Source organism: Paenibacillus sp. MT124, assembly GCF_058792755.1.
Window position 1 is genome coordinate 6,183,787 of record NZ_CM179500.1, and the last position, 18,743, is coordinate 6,202,529.

The 18,743-nt window shown below is 49.6% G+C and carries 17 protein-coding genes; 1 reads left to right on the forward strand and 16 read right to left on the reverse strand.

Annotated features, from left to right (window positions below; all coding sequences use genetic code 11):
- Nucleotides 1-22: 22 nt before the first annotated feature.
- The 13 genes from AC3RCI_RS27935 to lspA form a co-directional block, all read right to left on the reverse strand.
- Entirely contained in the window at nt 23-1,528 is a 1,506-nt protein-coding gene (locus AC3RCI_RS27935; protein WP_492527115.1) for a sensor histidine kinase, read from the reverse strand.
- Nucleotides 1,525-2,235, reverse strand: a complete 711-nt coding sequence (locus tag AC3RCI_RS27940; RefSeq protein WP_492527116.1) for a response regulator transcription factor — start codon at nt 2,233-2,235, stop codon at nt 1,525-1,527. The genes AC3RCI_RS27935 and AC3RCI_RS27940 overlap by 4 nt, the downstream gene beginning before the upstream one ends.
- A gap of 233 nt (nt 2,236-2,468) precedes the next feature.
- Entirely contained in the window at nt 2,469-3,365 is an 897-nt protein-coding gene (locus tag AC3RCI_RS27945; RefSeq protein WP_492527117.1) for a helix-turn-helix transcriptional regulator, read from the reverse strand.
- 162 nt (nt 3,366-3,527) lie between these two features.
- Nucleotides 3,528-4,937 (reverse strand): MATE family efflux transporter, encoded by a 1,410-nt coding sequence (locus AC3RCI_RS27950; protein WP_154894595.1) that lies wholly within the window; start codon nt 4,935-4,937, stop codon nt 3,528-3,530.
- Between the two features lie 242 nt (nt 4,938-5,179).
- Nucleotides 5,180-6,043: a carbohydrate ABC transporter permease gene (locus AC3RCI_RS27955; RefSeq protein ID WP_154895029.1), complete on the reverse strand. Its 864-nt coding sequence runs from the start codon at nt 6,041-6,043 to the stop codon at nt 5,180-5,182.
- Nucleotides 6,044-6,099: 56 nt separating this feature from the next.
- Nucleotides 6,100-6,981, reverse strand: coding sequence for a carbohydrate ABC transporter permease (locus AC3RCI_RS27960; protein ID WP_336782369.1), 882 nt, complete (start codon nt 6,979-6,981; stop codon nt 6,100-6,102).
- A 56-nt stretch (nt 6,982-7,037) separates the two neighbouring features.
- Nucleotides 7,038-8,375, reverse strand: coding sequence for an extracellular solute-binding protein (locus AC3RCI_RS27965; protein WP_492527118.1), 1,338 nt, complete (start codon nt 8,373-8,375; stop codon nt 7,038-7,040).
- A gap of 125 nt (nt 8,376-8,500) precedes the next feature.
- Complete coding sequence (locus AC3RCI_RS27970; RefSeq protein ID WP_492471227.1) at nt 8,501-9,289, reverse strand: response regulator; 789 nt, start codon at nt 9,287-9,289, stop codon at nt 8,501-8,503.
- Nucleotides 9,279-11,066, reverse strand: coding sequence for a cache domain-containing sensor histidine kinase (locus tag AC3RCI_RS27975; protein ID WP_492527119.1), 1,788 nt, complete (start codon nt 11,064-11,066; stop codon nt 9,279-9,281). The genes AC3RCI_RS27970 and AC3RCI_RS27975 overlap by 11 nt, the downstream gene beginning before the upstream one ends.
- 249 nt (nt 11,067-11,315) lie before the next feature.
- Nucleotides 11,316-12,143, reverse strand: a complete 828-nt coding sequence (locus AC3RCI_RS27980) for a carbohydrate ABC transporter permease (RefSeq protein ID WP_127537426.1) — start codon at nt 12,141-12,143, stop codon at nt 11,316-11,318.
- Entirely contained in the window at nt 12,143-13,009 is an 867-nt protein-coding gene (locus AC3RCI_RS27985) for a carbohydrate ABC transporter permease (protein ID WP_095290884.1), read from the reverse strand. Before AC3RCI_RS27985 ends, AC3RCI_RS27980 begins: the two co-directional genes overlap by 1 nt.
- A gap of 24 nt (nt 13,010-13,033) precedes the next feature.
- Nucleotides 13,034-14,239, reverse strand: a complete 1,206-nt coding sequence (locus AC3RCI_RS27990; RefSeq protein ID WP_492530035.1) for an ABC transporter substrate-binding protein — start codon at nt 14,237-14,239, stop codon at nt 13,034-13,036.
- A 300-nt stretch (nt 14,240-14,539) separates the two neighbouring features.
- Nucleotides 14,540-15,028 (reverse strand): signal peptidase II, encoded by a 489-nt coding sequence (lspA, locus tag AC3RCI_RS27995; RefSeq protein WP_492527120.1) that lies wholly within the window; start codon nt 15,026-15,028, stop codon nt 14,540-14,542.
- A 229-nt stretch (nt 15,029-15,257) separates the two neighbouring features.
- Between lspA and AC3RCI_RS28000 the strand changes: the two genes are divergently transcribed.
- Nucleotides 15,258-15,737 (forward strand): heme-degrading domain-containing protein, encoded by a 480-nt coding sequence (locus tag AC3RCI_RS28000; protein ID WP_492527121.1) that lies wholly within the window; start codon nt 15,258-15,260, stop codon nt 15,735-15,737.
- A 75-nt stretch (nt 15,738-15,812) separates the two neighbouring features.
- Here AC3RCI_RS28000 and AC3RCI_RS28005 read toward each other — a convergent pair whose 3' ends face one another.
- From AC3RCI_RS28005 to AC3RCI_RS28015, 3 genes are all read right to left on the reverse strand, one after another.
- Nucleotides 15,813-16,760 (reverse strand): nucleoside hydrolase, encoded by a 948-nt coding sequence (locus AC3RCI_RS28005; protein ID WP_492527122.1) that lies wholly within the window; start codon nt 16,758-16,760, stop codon nt 15,813-15,815.
- A 243-nt stretch (nt 16,761-17,003) separates the two neighbouring features.
- The gene (locus AC3RCI_RS28010) at nt 17,004-17,408 is read right to left on the reverse strand and encodes a DUF350 domain-containing protein (RefSeq protein WP_492527123.1); all 405 of its coding nucleotides are present in this window, start codon (nt 17,406-17,408) and stop codon (nt 17,004-17,006) included.
- A 15-nt stretch (nt 17,409-17,423) separates the two neighbouring features.
- Nucleotides 17,424-18,740: a glutathionylspermidine synthase family protein gene (locus AC3RCI_RS28015; RefSeq protein WP_492527124.1), complete on the reverse strand. Its 1,317-nt coding sequence runs from the start codon at nt 18,738-18,740 to the stop codon at nt 17,424-17,426.
- Nucleotides 18,741-18,743 lie beyond the last annotated feature (3 nt).

Here is an 18,743-nt window from a genome sequence, read left to right on the forward strand (position 1 = left end):
TACATATGCCATACTTCCAAAGTTATTCAGACTTGTTTCCAACTTGTAAACTTGAATCGGCGAGCGGGAGAACAAGCTGGAACGTGGTTCCTTCCTCATTATTCACTTCACCCGGCAGCAGGGTGATCGTCCCGCCCTGTTTCTCTACAAATTGCTTCACGAGTGACAGACCGAGTCCGGTTCCACCTGTTTTTCTCGCCCGATCCTTATTGACGGTATAAAAAGGTTCAAAGATCTTCTCTCTTGCCTCTTCCGGAATCGGCAGACCCGAGTTGAAGATGAGAATCACCGCTTCACGCGTCTGTGGCCGCTGCTCGCTCTGTACCCGAATGACGCCGCCAGGCACGTTATACTTGATCGCATTATCAAGCAGATTAATGAAGATATGCATGAGGCTCTCCCGATCACTGCGGATAACGGCAGGCTGAATGTCCAGCTCCATGCGAAGCGCAAACTTCTCGGCTTTGCCTCGCATGCGTCCGCAGGCGTCCTCCAGCAGCGCACCAACCTCTACATCCTCCGCCTGGTTCTCAAAATCATATTTCTCCAATGCCGATAAATGCAGCACCTTCTCGACCATCTCGTATAACCGTTCCGTTTCCTTGCCAATGTTGCTCGATGCATCCTCCAGCAGCTGAGGATCATCCCGGTACATATCGAGCAGTTCCACATAGGCCTTGATCGAGGTGAGCGGCGTTTTGAATTCATGGCTGATGTTGCCGATATATTGCTTCTGCTGCTGCTCCAGTGCCTGCAGCTTCTCAATGGCCAGCTGGAGCTTCTGCTGTTCGGCATGCATGTCTGTAATGTTTTGCTGAATGGACGTGCTCATGTAATAAATGCCTTGCCCCAGTTCGCCCAGTTCATCTTTGCGTTTAACAGGAGATTCGGTGATATACTCGCCTTCCCGAATGGAATCCGCTGATTTCTTCAGCTTGGTTATCGCGACCGCGAACCGATTATAGAACAGGTACCCGAGAATAAAGCTCAATACAACGACGGCAATTCCTGCCCATAGGAACAACTGTAAAATGCGTGCGTAGAATTCATGGTAACTCTGGACCGAGTACTGCATCCAGATCGCACCCATCTGACCATCCGGACCATCCAGCGGTGCCGCATAGAGCAGCGTGTCACCCTGTTCACGGTAGGCAATTTTATTTTGCAGAGCATAGTTCAGCGTCTCCTGGATCTCCAGACTCTCACCCGGTGTAATGGACGAGCCTACCTGTGTCCCATTCATGTCATAGAGCGCAATAGGCAGACCTGTCGAGTTCGCCAGTTCCTGGGCCAGCCTGCGGCCATTTTGCTTCAGAAAGGCATCTGTCTCCAGCCGTATGGCTTCCGTATAGTAGGCCTGACGCACATTCAGATTGACCAGACGCGTCTGCTGTGACAGAATGCCCTCGATCTGTGACTGCTGGTTGCGTTCAATCCCTCGCAGGACGAGGGAACTGAGCACCACAACGGTCAAGATAAGCAATGCCGCGAGAAACACGCTGAATTTCAGCTTGATGCTGACCCTCATGCCGTACCGCCGGGTTCAGGAGCTGACGCTTTATAGCCAATGCCGTACACCGTCTGCAGCTTTTGCTGATCCGTATCCCCGATTTTTTTGCGCAAACGCTGAATATGAATATCCACTGTGCGTGTACCTCCTGCGTATTCCATGCCCCATACCCGATCCAGCAGATCATCACGGGTGTACACCCGCTCCGGATTGGACATCAGGATGGTGAGCAGGTCGAACTCCTTGGGCGTCAGATCCAGCTTCTCTTCCTTTACCGTCACCGTTCGGTGAGCCACATGAATGCGCAAGTCCCCATTAACGATGGCCTGATTCTTCTGCTCGTCTGGCGGTGGACTGCTCTTCTCCACCCGGCGCATGAGCGCTTTCACCCGAGCGAGCAGCTCGCGAATTTCGAACGGCTTGGTCATGTAATCATCGGCTCCCATTTCCAGTCCGACGATTTTGTCCACGATGTCATTTTTCACGGTCAGCAAAATAATACCGATATCCTCGCGGTCCTCCAGTCTGCGGCATACGCCGTATCCATCGAGCCTTGGCATCATGACATCCAGAATCATGACCTGCGGATGGAATGACGCCACCTTGACCAGTGCCTCCTCGCCATCATTTGCTGTCTCTACTTCATATCCTTCGCGCCGGAGCGCATAAGCAATGGCACTAACGATGCTTGACTCGTCATCGACCACAAGCACTTTTTTAGTCATCGGATTCATCCTCTTTATTGATGTCATAAATTCATTATTCCTGGATCTATGTTAACAAGGTCTGGCTGGATAATCCATGGAGGACGATATGATTTATACAATAAGCCGTATTCTCTAAGCTTGGACTTCGCTCCACTTTTTTTATACCCTTACAAGGCAAAAAGACCTCACCTGGAAATGGATCGGCCTTCGTCTTCTACCATTTTTAAGCTTACAAGCATGCAAACGATCAACTATTCTTCAAACGACAAGTTCATCGGCTCGTCCGACATCTCAGCTTCCGTCTCCATATGGGTCAAGGGTGTATTCAGGTCCACTTCCTCGAAGCGGAAGCTGTCCACCCAGACCTTGCCCTTACCGTTCAGGATCACGCCAAACGAGATGATTGCGCTCTCTGCGGGAACATCCAGCACAATGCTGTATTGATTCCAGGGCTGTGTCCCCGTGATCGGCCTGTTATGCATATTATCAAACTGCAGCACGTCCTGGACATGATTATCCACACGCATCCATAATCCGCAGAATGCGTCCACACGATCGGTTTTGACAAAGCCGGACAGCTTCATCCGTTTCCCTACATACTTGTCTGCACGGAATTGCTGCATCATCGTGGCAAACTCATTCGGCTCCATGGGTGTTACAGCCTTCAAATACCCCGAGGCCTTCCCATGATGGACTTCGGCAGGGTCAACGCCCGTCTCATAATTTTGCGGGTGGCTTCCGGTTAACATCCAGCCTTTGATTGCAGTTGCAGAATTCATCTGTAATTCTCCTCCTCTTGTTTTTCCGGTAAATAGTTTCAGATCGAATACCTTGCGAAAACGACCGGGCGGCATGCCATACATTTTGCGAAAGGCCCGGGTGAATGCTTCCTGACTTTCGAAGCCGCAGGCGAGAGAAATATCCAAAATGCCTGCATCTGTGGAGCGCAGTGCCGTAGAGGCCAAACTCATCCGGCGATGACGAATGTAATCGATAACGGTCATGCCCACCTCATGCCGGAATACCCGGTGATAGTGATACGGCGATAACAAAGCCTCCGACGCCACCTCTTCCAGCCCAATCTCCTCATGCAGATGTGTCTCAATATAGAACAAGCTGTCCTGAATCATCTCCTGATAACGGCTCAAGTGGAGATTAACCCCCTTCCATATCCTTACTATACGTGTTCGCCAAGCGGCCGTTTTGATCATTTTTGCGGAAAATATAAAAAAGAAGAGCCGGATTCAGGGACAACGATGTCCTCGACCGACTCTTTCTTGAGTGCTGTATATCCAATCGTGGCAAACGAATCAGACAGCCGGAACCGGCTCTGCACCAATTTCGTCCTCATCATGCTCCACCAGTTCATGTTTCTCCCACGCCCGGCTCTTCCAGCGGAAGTACATAATGACCGCACGTGTCCATTCGTCTGCCGCAATGGCAAGCCACACACCCGCCAGCCCCAGATCAAGCTGGAACACCAGCAGATATCCGAGAGGCAGGCTCATGCATACCATCGAGATCAGCCCCATATATACCGGGAACTTGGCATCCCCTGCCGCACGCAGGGAACCGATAATGACAATGTTGCAGGTACGTCCGGTTTCTAGCAAAAGACTAAGCAGGAGTACCTGAGCGCCCAGCTTGATAATCTCCGGGTTTTCCGTAAAAATGCTCATTAATGGTACGCGGAAAATAATAATGATCACGTCAATAATAACGGTGGCCAGAAGGGCCCATTTTACACTGTCGAATACCCGTTTGTATGCCTCATCTTTGCGGCGTGCCCCCACGAGACGACCGACAATAATGGATGTACCCATGCCGATCGCCATGCTGAACAGATAAATATAGCTGGAGATATTGCCGGCATATTGCTTGGTTGCCATAGCTTCCGCACCAAGATAGGTCACGTACAACGTAAATATGAGTTGGCAGGAATGATACACCATGGATTCCATCGCAGACGGAATGCCGATTCGCAGAATTTTGCCGATAAAATTTTTGGACAATTTAATGTAATAACCGAACTCTACCCGAACCTCACTTACACGGTACAACAGCCAGAAGAAGATCAGCAGGCAGATGAAACGGCTTCCCACCGTCGAGATCGCTGCCCCTTCCACACCCAGCTTGGGCAGGCCGAAATGTCCAAAAATCAGCGCATAGTTACCAATCACGTGGATGACGTTCATAAACACGGATACGTACATCGTTTCCTTGGTATACCCGTGTGTACGAATGGTTGCAGCCAGCGCATTGATGAGCGCCTGCAGGAAAATCCCGCCCCCAACAATGCTTATATACGAACGGGCGTAATCGTAGATTTCGCCTTGAATATTCAGAAGTGTCAGTAAATGTCCACCAAACACCAGAAAAATAACACTCAGGATCAGCCCAACCATAAGGTTCAGCGTAATCGCATTCCCTGTTACCTGTGCTGCTTCACTCAGTTTTTTGGAACCTATATATTGGGCTACTACAATCGCAGCACCATGTCCGATGACTTCGAGTACAAGAATGGCAATCGAGATAATCTGGTTGGCTGCGCCCACCCCGGAGACTGCATTATCCGATACCGAACTAAGCATGAGCGTATCTACGCTCCCCATCAACATAAACAAGAAGAGTTCCAGGAAAATTGGCCAGGTCAGCCGAATCAGCTTCAGATCCTTGGCATCTGAACGGAGGGACTCTTTGGTCGAGGATATTGCTGTCATTTTCTCACCTTTCTAACGTGGGCTTGATTTCATAGGGTATGTTAGCACAGGTAATTTGAAAATGCAGTAGTTTTGTGAAAATAATTGAAAGATTTTTGAAATACCAGAAAAAGGGATTTATTTGTTTCATAAAACCTGTCTTGCAGTCACCGCCACATTGCTCTGTAGACATCGCCGAGACATAGCAAAACCCTTCTATTAAACGCAGACGATGCGTCTAATAGAAGGGCATTACCGGACCATCATCCTTTGACCGAACCGGCCGCGATCCCTTCGACAATCCGTTCACTCAGCACCAGAAATGCAATCAGGATCGGCAGGATGCTGATCATCAGCGTAGCCCCAATGGCACCCCAATCGGTGGTATACTGCCCAATAAAGTTCTGTACACCAACCGTCAGCGTTTTATACGCATCCGAGCTAATGAAGGTATTGACGAAAATAAATTCGTTCCAGTCATAGATCATGTTAATGATGGCTGTTGTCGCAATTACGGAAGCGGTCATCGGCAGTACAATGCGGAAGAAGATCCGGTTGACGGAGCAACCGTCCATCACCGCGGCCTCCTCGACCTCTCTCGGAAGTGAATAATAGAATCCAAGCAGGATCATAATCGTGATCGGCATATTAAATGCAATGTAAGACAGAATGACCGATAACGGATGGTCTGTGAGATGCAGTTTCAGGAACAGGCTGAACAATGGGATCAGTGTGGAGTGCACCGGAATCATCAGACCTACCATGAACAACCCCAGCACCAGCGAACGTCCCTTCCAGCGCATCCGTGTGATGGCAAACGTGACGAGACTGGCAAACAGAACCGTAAACACCACAGAAACGACCGTAATCCATACACTATTGAAAAAATATAAGCTGATATTACCTTCCGTCCATACCTTGACATAGTTCTCCCAACGCGGCGTAGCCGGGAGGGCAAAAGGAGCCATGTCAAATACTTCCTGATTATTTTTGAGCGAGAATAACAGCAGCCAGATCAAGGGCAATATCTGAAGCACAGCCACCAGAGACAAGAGCACATACAGCAGCACATATCCAAACCTTCTTAACCATGCTGAGCCTTGGCCTGTCTCCGGATGTACGGGCAGCCGAACAGCCGTATCCGTCTTCACCAGGATAGACCTCCTTTCATTTTACGTTCACGTCAGGAATACTCGATCGTATCTTTCGAAGCCGTCGCCTTGCGGAGCAACCATGTGACCACCAAACAGATCAAGAGCAGGAAAAACCCTACAGCACTGCCGTAACCAAAGTCGAAGCTTCTGAAAGCCTGACGATACATATAGGAGGCCATAACTTCACTGGAGCCATTAGGGCCCCCATCGGTCATCACATAGATGAGGTCAAAATACTTGAGCGAGCCAACCACAGCCAGCACCACGGTTACCTTAATGACTTCCGTGATGAGTGGCAGCTTGATCCGAAAAGCAATCTGCCACGGATTTGCACCATCAATTCGGGCAGCCTCGACCAGAGATTCCGGGATGTTCTTCAGCGCAGCATAATAGATCAGAATATAGAAGCCCGCATACTGCCACAGAATCGGCACGAACAGTGCATACAGCACAAGCGATGGCTCCGCCAGCCAGGCCGGCGGATTGCTGAATCCGATCGCTTCCAGAAAGCTGTTTAATACACCGTTGCTGGGATGATAAATTTTCAGCCATAACTGGGCAATCGCAACAGAAGACAGCAGCATCGGGATCAGATATATTTTGCGAAATAGATTCGCGCCCTTGATCTTGCCAGACAGCACAAGTGCAATCATCAGATAACCAATCAGGCTCAGCGCAGAGAACAAGGCGAGCAAAAAAGTATGATTGGCGCTCTGCCAGAACGTACTGTCCTGAATCAATCTGGCGTAGTTATCCAAACCAATAAACGTCATCGCCCCAATCCCATCCCATTGCATCAAACCGTAATATCCGGTGAGCACAATCGGGATATAGACCAGAACCAGCAGCAGAAGCAGCGCAGGCAGCACATACAGCGCAGCAACCAGACGGTTCGACATGACTTTGTCCAAGACGTGATCCTCCCTTCAAACGTTCAAACCTTCAAATGGTGTAGGTGAGGTGTACATCAGTTGCCTTTATCAATCGCAGCCTGATGATTCTTCACAAAGTCCTCAGGGGTGACCGCTTTGCCAAACAGTGCCTGAATCATGTCCAGGTGCGCCTGAGCAGCAGCAGGTTTCATCTGCACATCTGCAAAGAGTGTCAGGCTGCTCGCCTGATTCAACTCGTTCAGCAGATCGATATAGAGCTGTGGCAGCTGTACTGCCGCCGTATCGACTTTGGTTGCCGGAATGACCCCTGCTTCGGTCACGGAGCTTTCACCCCATTTTTCCACAAAATACTGCACAAACTTCTGCGCTTCTTCCTTCACTTTGGAGTTCTGGGCCACAAACAGGCCTACGCCCGGTCCGCCTACCCAGCTGTTGATGTCTCCGTTGCCGCCGTCAATCGTCGGGAATTTGAAAAATCCAACCTTATCCTTGAATTCCTGTGGAATATCCGGGTTCGTTGTAAAGTTCGGCAGTTCCCACGTTCCCATCAGGTACATGGCAGCCTTCTCATTCATGAATTCGGATTTGCCTTCATCATTGGATAGCCCGTTAAAGCCCTTGTTGAATGCGTTCATATCGACAAGCTTCTGCACTTCTGCCGCAGCCTGGGTCAGGGCAGGATCTTCAAACTTGCCTGATCCACTAATCGCTTTCTCCAGCGCATCCCCGCCTAGACGATTCGCCAGATACATATACCAGAGTGAACCGGTCCAGCGGTCTTTATTCCCGAGTGCAATCGGTACTTCACCGTTCTCGGTCAGCGTCTTCAGCACATTCAGGAATTCATCGTATGTGGCTGGCGGCTGCAAATTATATTTGGCAAAAATCGCTTTGTTGTAATATATAGGTGATATATTCAGCTCAATCGGAAGCGCATAGGTTTTGCCGTCTACCGCGTAAGCCTCTGTCGTTCCGGCGATGAACTTCTCACCAAGGGATCCATTCAGCAGTTCATCGAGAGGCGCAAACAGATTGCCCTTTACATAAGGCTCCAGGAAGCCTGCGGCCCAGGTTACCCCGACATCGGGAAGTTCATTGGATGCGGACAGAATCTTCAGCTTGTTCTTGTATTGTTCATTCTCCAGTACTTCCTGCTTGATCGTCACATTTGGATGATCCGTCTGATACTGCTGGATAATATCATTGACCAGCTTGTTCTGCTGTGCAGAACTGCCGGCCGGCCAGAGATGCATAAATTTCAGCGTGACCTTTCCGTCTGTGGTACCGCCCTCTCCGCCGCCATTACTGCCGGATTCGTTATCTCCACCGGAACCCGTGCTGCTGCACCCCGACAATATGACAACGAGAACCAGCGTCCATGACAGAAGCATTGCCAGCGTTTTTTTGCTCATAATTCCAGCCCCCAATAGTGGTTTTTCGGTTAATGTAACCGCTTTATCGAAATTGTAGCACGGGCATCATCACGCTATAAGGTCAGGACGATTTGGTAAAACTCCACTATTTTAAGGTGAACTTGTTAACTCTTTTCATTTACGGCATGACGGTATTTGCTTGGACTGAGCCCCTCCAGGCTTTTGAAGACTTTGATAAAATATTTATCGGTCTGGTAGCCAACGCTCTCCGCGATCTCCGAGATGGGCATCGTTGTCTGCACCAGTAATTCCTTGGCCCGCTGTACCCGTTTACGCATGAGATACTCACTGAAATTCAGCCCGACCTGCTCCTTGAACAGCACGCTGAAATAACTGGAGTTCAGATGCAGCGAATCGGCAAGCTCACGCATGGTCATCGGTTCACCCAGATGTGCCTCAATGTATCCCAAAGCCTCGCCAATCGGGGTATTGCCCTGCTGTTCTCTTCGCTCCTTGACCTCGAACAGCTTCGGATCAACCATCTCCTGTATCGTTTGGATGCGCCGCTGCTGTTCATGGACGTGCAGTGCCTTCTGTACCGTTTGGAGCAGCTGTTCTTTGTCAATCGGCTTGAGCAGATAATCGACCACACCGAGCTTGATCGCCTGGTGGACATAATCAAAGTCCGCATATCCCGACATAATCAGGACAGCCGGCTTGCTGGGAAAATGCTGAATGGCCTCCACCAGCGACAAGCCCGAGAATTCCGGCATGCGAACATCGGTGATCAGCAGATCTGCAGGCTGGCTGGCGAGCCAATCCCTAGCTTCAACACCGCTTGCGGCCGTCTGAATCCGGTTCCGCCCAGTAGACCAGGCCTCAAGTGTTTTGCGTATACCTTCTCTTGTACGCGGCTCGTCATCCACAATTAGAATGGTTTTCTCATGAATCATGTGCAGCCCCCGTTTCCCTCGGAATTTCAAAACATATGATGGTCCCTCTCCCTACTTCGCTCTCCACCACAAGTTTGGCTGCATCGCCCAGTTGGCTGCCAAAGTAGACTTTCAGCCGGCGATGCACATTGATCAGCCCCACTCCCGTTCCCTTGGTGGATGCAGCAGGCCCGCCGTCCAATGCTTGAACAATGGATAGCAGACGTTCCTCATCCATCCCTGGCCCATTATCTTGGACCTTGACGCGTACACGACCTTCTACCAAGGAAGGTTCAACACGGATCTCTACCTTTCCCGGTTTTAACGTATTTTCGATCCCGTGCAGTATGGCGTTTTCCACCAATGGCTGGATCAGCAGCTTGGGGATAGGCACGCTGCGCAGTTCCTCGCTCAGCCTGATCTCCCACTGCATTCTCTCGCCCAGCCGCATCTGCATAATGTTTAAATACCGCTCCGCATGCTCCAGTTCGTCCGCGATCGTGACCCATTCCTCCTGATGAGGACCCGGGATGATGTAGCGAAATAACCGGGACATCGCAATAACCCTAAGTGCCAGCTCCTCTTCTCCTTTTTCCTCCAAGGACCAATAGAATGCCTCCAGGGTATTAAACAGAAAATGGGGATTAATCTGGGATTGCAGCGCCTTCAGCTCGGCCCGGGACTGCATGACTTCCTTCTCGTGCACCACACGTGTCAATTCGTTCTGCCTGTAAACCATCTGGTTATACACATCATTCAGCTCATTGATCTCCATGGTGGAGCTGACCATCAGATTCGGTCTCATCGCTCCGGGCTGTGCCCCGCGCATGGCCCGCATCAGCCGAATCAACGGACGTGTAATCATGGTGGACAGAAAAAAGGACATCACAAGAAACAGCACCACACCAATGATTCCCGAAACGAGCAGCGCCGTTCTCAGGATCGATACGCCTTCGGTTGTTTCTCCTAGCGGTGTCAGCACAGCAAGTGTCCATCCCGTCAGCTCGGACTTATGGCGAACAACGATATAGGATTCCTCTCCATTCTGAACGACGGACCCACTGTCCAAAATGGCCTTGGGATCAAGGTTAATCTGCAGATTGGAAGTCACCACTTCACCATCGCCGTCCAGCAGCAGGATGGAATCCTGCAAACCCTCTGCCTCATTCGAATCATTCAGTTGAAAAAAACTGCGCTGCATCCGCACCACAACATAGCCCCCATGTTCAAAAGAATGCTCCAGCAGGTTGATTCGACGAATGGCGAGAAGTACACCCGGGTCTTCAGGGTCAGAGCCTGCCCACACCAATCTGCCTTTGCCTTCATCCGCTTGGGTGATCCAGCTGCGCTCCACTCGGAGATCCAGGGATCGGTCATCCATCGGGAATATACGGTTGTATCCGGTTGTGTAGATCTCCATACTTTGCGCCCCGTTAATAAAAGATTGATAGCTGCCTGCAATCTGAAGCAGTGCCTGACGTTGATTGAAGGTGGCCGGTTTACCATGCTTCTCGTCACTGAGCAGACGCTGCACATACGAATCATCCGCGACCTGGGCCGTCAGGGAGTTCACCTGTGCAATGAGCGCATCCAATCGACCACTGGCCTGCACTGCAGTCTGATGAATATGTTTCTCGGCATTGCTCTTCAGCAACGCAGCCACCCGGTCATAGGCTGTTACACCTGCGAGCAGCAGAACAATGAGCATCACCATGACGAAACCGACAAAGATCTGATTGCGAAGCGAGTTATAGCGCCCTGTTTTCCCCTGCAACTTCGTCCATTCTCCTTTCTGCATGTAAAAAAACCACCATCCTACTCCCTTGCTCTTGAGATTGAGTACACCGATGCTGGTTTCATTCACTTATTTAATTAAAGCGCTTGCAAAAGTCAACGCTCGCTTTCTTTGTTTAATGATTAAACTAACGAATAAAAAATAGCACAGTTTCCCGGGTTAATCAATCCGTTCGAAACGTTCGTAGTGCATCCTTAAAATAAAAAAGAGAGGAGGACTCTTAGGTGTCCACCTCTCTATATTCACAAAGCTTTATTTTACAGAACCTTGGGTTACCCCGTTAATGATCCACTTCTGAGCAAACAGATAGATGATAATCATTGGCAGCAAGGCCAGCAGGTAGGATGCAAACGCCAGGTTAAAGTCGGTATTGAACTGACCCTGGAAGACGTATTGCACCAGCGGCAGCGTGTACTGTGCCGGATCACTGATAATGATGAGCGGCAGCAGGAAGTCATTGTAGGTGGACAGACATGTCAGAATACCAACCGTAGCACTGATTGGTGCCATAAGCGGGAAAATGATTTTCCAGAATGTGCCCCAGGTTGTTGCTCCATCCACAAAAGCTGCCTCCTCGAGTGCCACCGGAATAGACCGGATATATCCGACATACACGAAGACGTTAAAGGCGAGTCCATACACCGTATGTAATAAGGTCAAGCCAAGCAGGTTCGTCATCTCCAGTGAAGATGTCAGTTTGACAATCGGCAGCATGATGATCGGAAACGGAATGAACATCGCACTGACGAAGTAATAGTACAGCCCTTTGAAAAACTTGCGTTTCTCCATATTGCGTGCGATCGCATAGGCAACCATGGAGTTGCTTAGCAGTGTCAAAATGACGGTAGATGCAGTAACAACAGCACTGTTACGAAACGATTGAAAGAAGTTCGTCATGTCGATGGCGCTTGCGAAGTTCTCCCAGTGCAATTCGGTCGGGAAGGCAAATACCGACTGAGCCATTTGCTCCGGATTTTTCAACGCAATCGTAACCGTCATATAGAGTGGAAACAGGATAAACAATGTGCCCAGAATAACAAGCAGCATAACGAGCCAGTTGGTGCGTGTACGGCTTCTCATTACAGATCCATCTCCCTTCTTTGCAGGAACCGGATTTGCAGAATCGAAATCACCGCAATAACGATGAAGTAAATAACCGAGTTCGCAGATTGATATGCATATTCTCCACCTTCAAATCCACCCGTATAGATCAGATGAGAGATGGATTGCGTCGCCCGTCCGGGTCCACCGTTGGTCAAGGCAACGATCTGATCGAAGACCATCAGGGAGTTTTTCATAGCCAGTACCATATTAATGGTGAAGAACGGTGCAATCAGCGGGAAGGTAATGCTCCAGAATTCACGCCATTTGCCTGCACCGTCGAGGTTGGATGCCTCGTACAGCGTTGTTGGTATCGTTTGCAGTCCGGCCAGATACAGAATCGTATTGAGTGCTACCGATTGCCATACGGCCACGATAACGATCCCGATCCATGCCAAACTTTCGCTACCAAGTATGTTCGTGGATAGCGCGTTGATGCCTAGATTTTGCCCCCAGATCGGGAATACATTGGAGAACAGGTAGTTAAATATGTAACCTACAATCAATACGCTCAAAATATTGGGCAGGAAGTAGATGCCGCGGAAAAAGTTACGGAACTTGATCTTGGCATTCAGCCCTAGAGCGATAAGCAGGCTCAGAATATTGGTGAGAATGGTCACCACAATCGCAAACTTGAATGTAAACCAGTAGGCATTGCCGACATTATCATCCTGAAACAGGTTGAAATAGTTTTTGAAACCGACGAAATCATAGCTTTTCCCAAAACCGTTATAGTTCGTAAAGGAATAATAAATCCCTTGGAGAGCCGGCAGCGTCATAAACACGAAGAACAATACCACCGCCGGAACCGTCATCCAGTAATAGGGTGCCATACGTTTGTTCATACTCCATCCTCCTTCGGACAAGGCTTAACGCCGGTTCGCAACCTTGTCCCATTCTTTGTCGAGTGTATCCAGATAGTTGTCGATGTCTTTGTTCTGCAAAAAGGACTGTACGATGGAATTCAGCTGCACCGCAGCCGGAATATAGTGATCGGCAAAATCAATAACTTTGCCCTGCTCGATATATGGCGTCAGCTCCTGCACCGCAGGGTCGTCCTGCTCCACACCTTCGACTGCTGCAAATAACGTTTGCTCTTCAATGTATTTCCCGATATTTTCGGGTTCCAGCAGGAATGCGATAAACTCTTCAGCCTGTTCCCGGTTTGGCGTATCTGCCGAGATCGTAAACAGGGAGTCGATGCCGTTCACCAGCTTGATCACACTTGGATCATTTCCGGTCGGGAACGGGAAGAAGCCGATATCCACATTCGGATTGGCTTTGCGAATCTCGGAGATCGCCCAGGTTCCCTGGATATACATGAATGCTTCGCCGTTGGCAAAGGCCCGGTTACCGTCGGAATAGGCCTTACCGAAGTTATCGCCATGACCGTAATTCATCAGTTCAAGCTGTTTCTCTGCCACTTCGCGATATTTATCCTTGAAGGTCACCTTGTTCTCGCGACGATCCAGATAGAAATCGATACCAACCAAGTTAGGTCCAAGAGCATTGAACGGCAGATTCGTCTGCCAGTCATCCTTGTACGTGAAGTAAAACGGAATTTTACCCGCGTCCTTGATCTTTTGAGCAGTAGCAATCAGCTCGTCCCATGTCTTGGGAACGTCGAGTCCCATTTCCTTAAACAGCGTTTTGTTGTACATGATGCCGTTTGCATTTGTTGCGTAAGGAATACCTGTCACTTCCTCCATGCCTGTGACATCCTTCAGCATTTGTATGTAATTCGGATCTATCGTCTTGGTCAGCGAGCTGTCCGTCAGATCAGCGAAAATTTCACTTTGGGCCAGTATCGAATATGTATCGGTTGCACCCATGGCCATAATATCAGGCACATCGTTTTTGACTACGCGAGTCTTCAACACCGTCTCCGCATCTGGCGGATTCACCTGAGTGACCTGTATATCGGAGTGCTCCGCATTGAATGTCTTGATCAATTCGTCAAAGGTTCCTTTGGCTTCGGGCTTGTTCTGGAAGAATTCGATTTGCACTTTGCCGCTTGCGCTCTCCCCGCTTGTACAAGAAGATAGGAGCCCAGCCATTAATCCACATAGCAACATTGTCCCGAGTGCCTTGGTAAGCGATGTTCTCATGTTGTACCTCCCTCAGCATTATATAAGTAAAGATATACCCATTAAATTGGTGGAATAACCATTTGGTTAATTCTTCCACGCGGAGCCTTACATAAGGGCGGGCTATTCAACCCTTTATTATTTCTAAAACGGTTTCGATAAAAATGAATCACGGCGTTATTTTCCAGCACTGCTTGCTGCACAACAAAAAGAAGGACATCGGCCTATATCCAATGTCCTTCTTTTTTCCATTGTGCGTGATTGCAACACTTGATTATTATTGCATTATTAACGTTCAATTTTGGGCAAGGCATTGCGCGATCGCTTGGCCCGGTAGGTCTTCAATGCACGGATTAACATTCCGATCACCAAGAGTATCACCCCAATGTTAATCGCTACATCAGCCAGGTTGAGAATGCCCCGGCCAGATGGAAATACTAGAAAATCCGTTACTTTTGCAAATACAAAACGGTCGATTGCATTTCCCAAAGCTCCACCGACCATGAAGCCTGCTCCTGCCTGCATCCAGAAACCGCGAATTTCACCTTTTCTCCGATAATACAGAATGCCGGCAATGAACAGAATGGCGACAACGCCGAACAGACGCGCATTTCCCTGGAACATGCTTCCCGCCATCCCGCTATTCTCATAATGCTGCAGCTGCATGCCCGAGTCACCGAGTCTCATCATGTCGCCGACTTCCATATACATTCTCACGGCCAGTTTGGTACCCTGATCCACCAGCGTTACCAGCAGTGCTATAAAATAAAACAGCATATTGTCTCTCCTCCTGCCCAACTCGTTTTGCCCTATGCTATGTAAACCTGTGGAATGTCCAAAGTTACCTTCCCTTCACTTTACCACAGCCGAAGTCGTGTCTCCAAATGGGCTCCGGTGAAAGGCAGATTTAGAGCCAAACGATAACCCAACCTGCATCCGGAAGGGACCACCCTACCCTATGTCGAATGTAGATATGAACTACACATGAAAAGGGGCTGCCTGTAAATTGAACCTGGCGATGACAGAGAGATTAAAGGAAATGCAGCAGGAAGAAAAGGACTTGGTATTTCGTACATTTGACTCTGAACTGGCCCTACAGCTTGGACTCCATCTGATCGAGGAGGCGAAACGTCGTTCACAGGCCGTAACCATCGACATTACCCTCCGTGGACATCGCCTTTTCCTGCATGCCATGGAAGGCACTCATCCGGACAACGAGGATTGGATCCGGCGTAAAAACAACGTGGTAAACCACTTCTCCTCCAGTTCATGGCATACCGCTCTGCGGCTGCGCAGCGAGAATAAAACGCTTGAGCAGGATTTCAGCCTGCCTTCCACTGACTTTGTACTGGCTGGTGGTGCCTTTCCAATGATTGTGAAGGATCAGGGACAGATCGGAACAATTACGGTATCGGGTCTGCCCGATGAGGAAGACCACGACCTGGTCACCACCGGAATCCGTTCATTTTTGCTGCAGCAAGGCTAACGAAATGTAACAAGAAAAGCCCACCTGGTCCTTGCGGACCCAGGTGGGCTTGCCGTGTTTAGATCATTCCTTGGTTCATTGAATAGCTGACAAAACATCCAACAGCATGGATTTAAACTTCGGCCGATCGATGGCTTCACATACGCGCACGTTAGGTTTCTTGCCGAAACGTCCGTTGATATCCACCACGCTGTATCCACGCGTCAGTTCTCCTGCGGCTTCCACATCCACGTAATACTGGCCTGACTTCGTCATCAGCGATTCGTCTGCCGCTACCGCCATCAGCAGTGTATCCGGGTGTGTGGTTCCATTCAGCTTATGTACCGACTTGTTGAACTGCATAACGACTTTGTTGATCGCTGTGAAAAAATCAGCCCCGGATGTTCCAAGCGCTGCAATTTCTGCATGATCATCATCATCCATGACGGAGTATTCGGTGCACATCTCCCAGCCAACCATCGTGGTTGGAATGCCGGCGTGCAGTACAATTTTAGCTGCTTCCGGGTCAACGTAGAAGTTGTACTCTGCCGCTGGCGTAATGTTGCCCAGCGCATTATTCGTACCGCCCATAATGTAGAGATGATCAATCTCCGGAATAATCGTTGGGTCCTTTTGAATCGCCATCGCAATGTTGGTCAGGGGTGCAATTGCCAGAAGAGAGATCTCTCCCGGATTGGCATGCACTTTCTCAATGATAAAATCAACCGCGTGGCCGCTTTCGGGACGCTGATCTGCCTTGGGGAAATGCGCGCCGCCCATGCCGTCGTCGCCATGCACATCTTCCACTGTACGGTGCTGCGCCTGCCCGTAGGCCATCAGCGGTCGTTCGCATCCTTTGTATACAGGCACCTTGCCGCCATGTCCAGCAACCTGCACGGTGTACAGAGCATTTTCAACCTCTTGGTCAAACTGGACGTTACCGCCCGTAATGGTGATGCCTTCCACTTGAAAGTGGTGCAGTGCCGTCAGGATCGCAATCGTATCGTCTCCTGCTGTATCTGTATCAATGATGACTTTTCTCATGATGCTGCGCTCCTTCTTCAGTTTGATATTCATTTAGAACACATATAAGAAATACACACTTGCACTCCAAGTACAGAACGATCTTACGATCGCTGTTATCCTCAGATTTTTTTATACCTTCTAAAAAGGTGAAAATCCGATGATAAAGGCGAACGCTTCGCTTCTCCAGATTCTTTCTGTCCTCTTCGTACATGTGTAATTGTTATATTCCCTCTAAATTATCATGTATCGCTAGGGTACATTTTACATCAAAAACGTACCGATGACGATGGAAACACCGATGATAATGGAACGCAGCAACTGTGCTACCGCCAGATTGCCTCTTGCGATCTCATCGCATACACGCATTCTGGGAATCAGGAAATCAAATATAATATAGACCAGACACAGAATAATGATTCCCAGTACAGACCATAACAGCATATCCAGCCATGAATGCGTGGAGAAGGACACCATACCGACAATGATGCACAGTCCCAGCAGCTTGCTGCCCATATACATACCCGCCGCTTCGTTACCTTTGGCGATTTCCTCACTATCGTTATACCGGGTCAGTTTGCTAAAAGCAAAATACCCACATACCAATACCACCAGCAGAATGCCGATACCCACCGCCACATTCAGCAGGTTTAATCCCAAGTTATCCATTCCTACTCCTCCTCATCATCCATTACTTCCATTTACTGCGGCCGCACAATAATAGGCCATATCCCCGGTCACTTTCTCCCCAATCCGGGGCAGTACACCGGCAAAACGTCCACCTATGACAAACACGCCTGTCAGCAGATAACCGCTATATTCCCCGTCCTCTGTCACGATGCTTGCCTGTTCCATCGGAACCAGCTGCTGATAAATCTTCGGTTGGTTATTATAATAAGCCGCGATATCTTCATCTTCGTCCTGTCCTGCTCCTGACGCGTCACTCACCGTTCCTTCACCCAGCAGCAGTGTGCCTCGGCCCTCACGACCCCAGTAGCTTTTTTCCACATAGGGAGTGGACTTCAGTTCAAAAGGGGCTGCTTCGAAATAGGTGGGCAGCAGATACCGGGAAATCGAATCCACTTCCGCATCCGAAAACAACCGAAAGCCGCAGTACTCCGGTGTCTGTTCATTGCGCTCATAGAGTGACCAGATCGCAGCCATGAAGCCTTTGCTCTGCATCAGGACATGCTGTACGGGGTTCATCAGCCCAAGCCGGTTTTCCTCTACCAGTGCAAGCAAAGCCGCACCGATGTCCACACCTGTTGTCTCATCCCGATCATCAACGAGATACTCCAGCGGATACAGACGATACAGCAGCTGAATCTCGTGCCCATCATGATACAGCGCCTCTCCGGGAACAATCTCAAGTTCCTCCAGAGGAGCATAACGCACCTCATATCCGGCCTCCTGGCAGCGTCTCATCAGATACTCCGTATTGGTCCGGTCCTCCACATGCCCACCAAATGAGGTAAATGTCACTGGCCCTCGCAGCCCTTGCTCGGCATAAGACTCCAGCCACCTGCGGAAGCATTCCCGGATGCAGGCATCCATGTCTGCTGACGGCGCAGTGAATGCATCATCTTCAGCCATGCCTACCAAAATGCGCTCCAGAATCGCTGCTTCGGGTATACCAGTTGGGGTGTCGGTATTATTTTCGATACACTTGAACCCGGCCTCGCCGATAATCCAGTCCTGACGCGTAATGCCCCCAGTCACTGTCTCCATCCTGGCTGTCGCAATGAGCCCTGGATGAATACCCAGCTGCTGTTCCAAAAAGCTATCCGGCATATACTGCTGGATGAACCGCATGACTTTGCAGTATATGCCGTCGATAAGCTCAACTGCACGCTGCAATTCCTGCATTTCTTCTGGAGTATATAGGGTTAGTGAGGGTACGCAATATTGCTTGCCATACATTCGGTGATACGGCACATGCTGTCCGGCTTCGCCCGCAAATACCTCTTCGTGACGATAGGGCAATGAGTGTATTGGCCTCATACC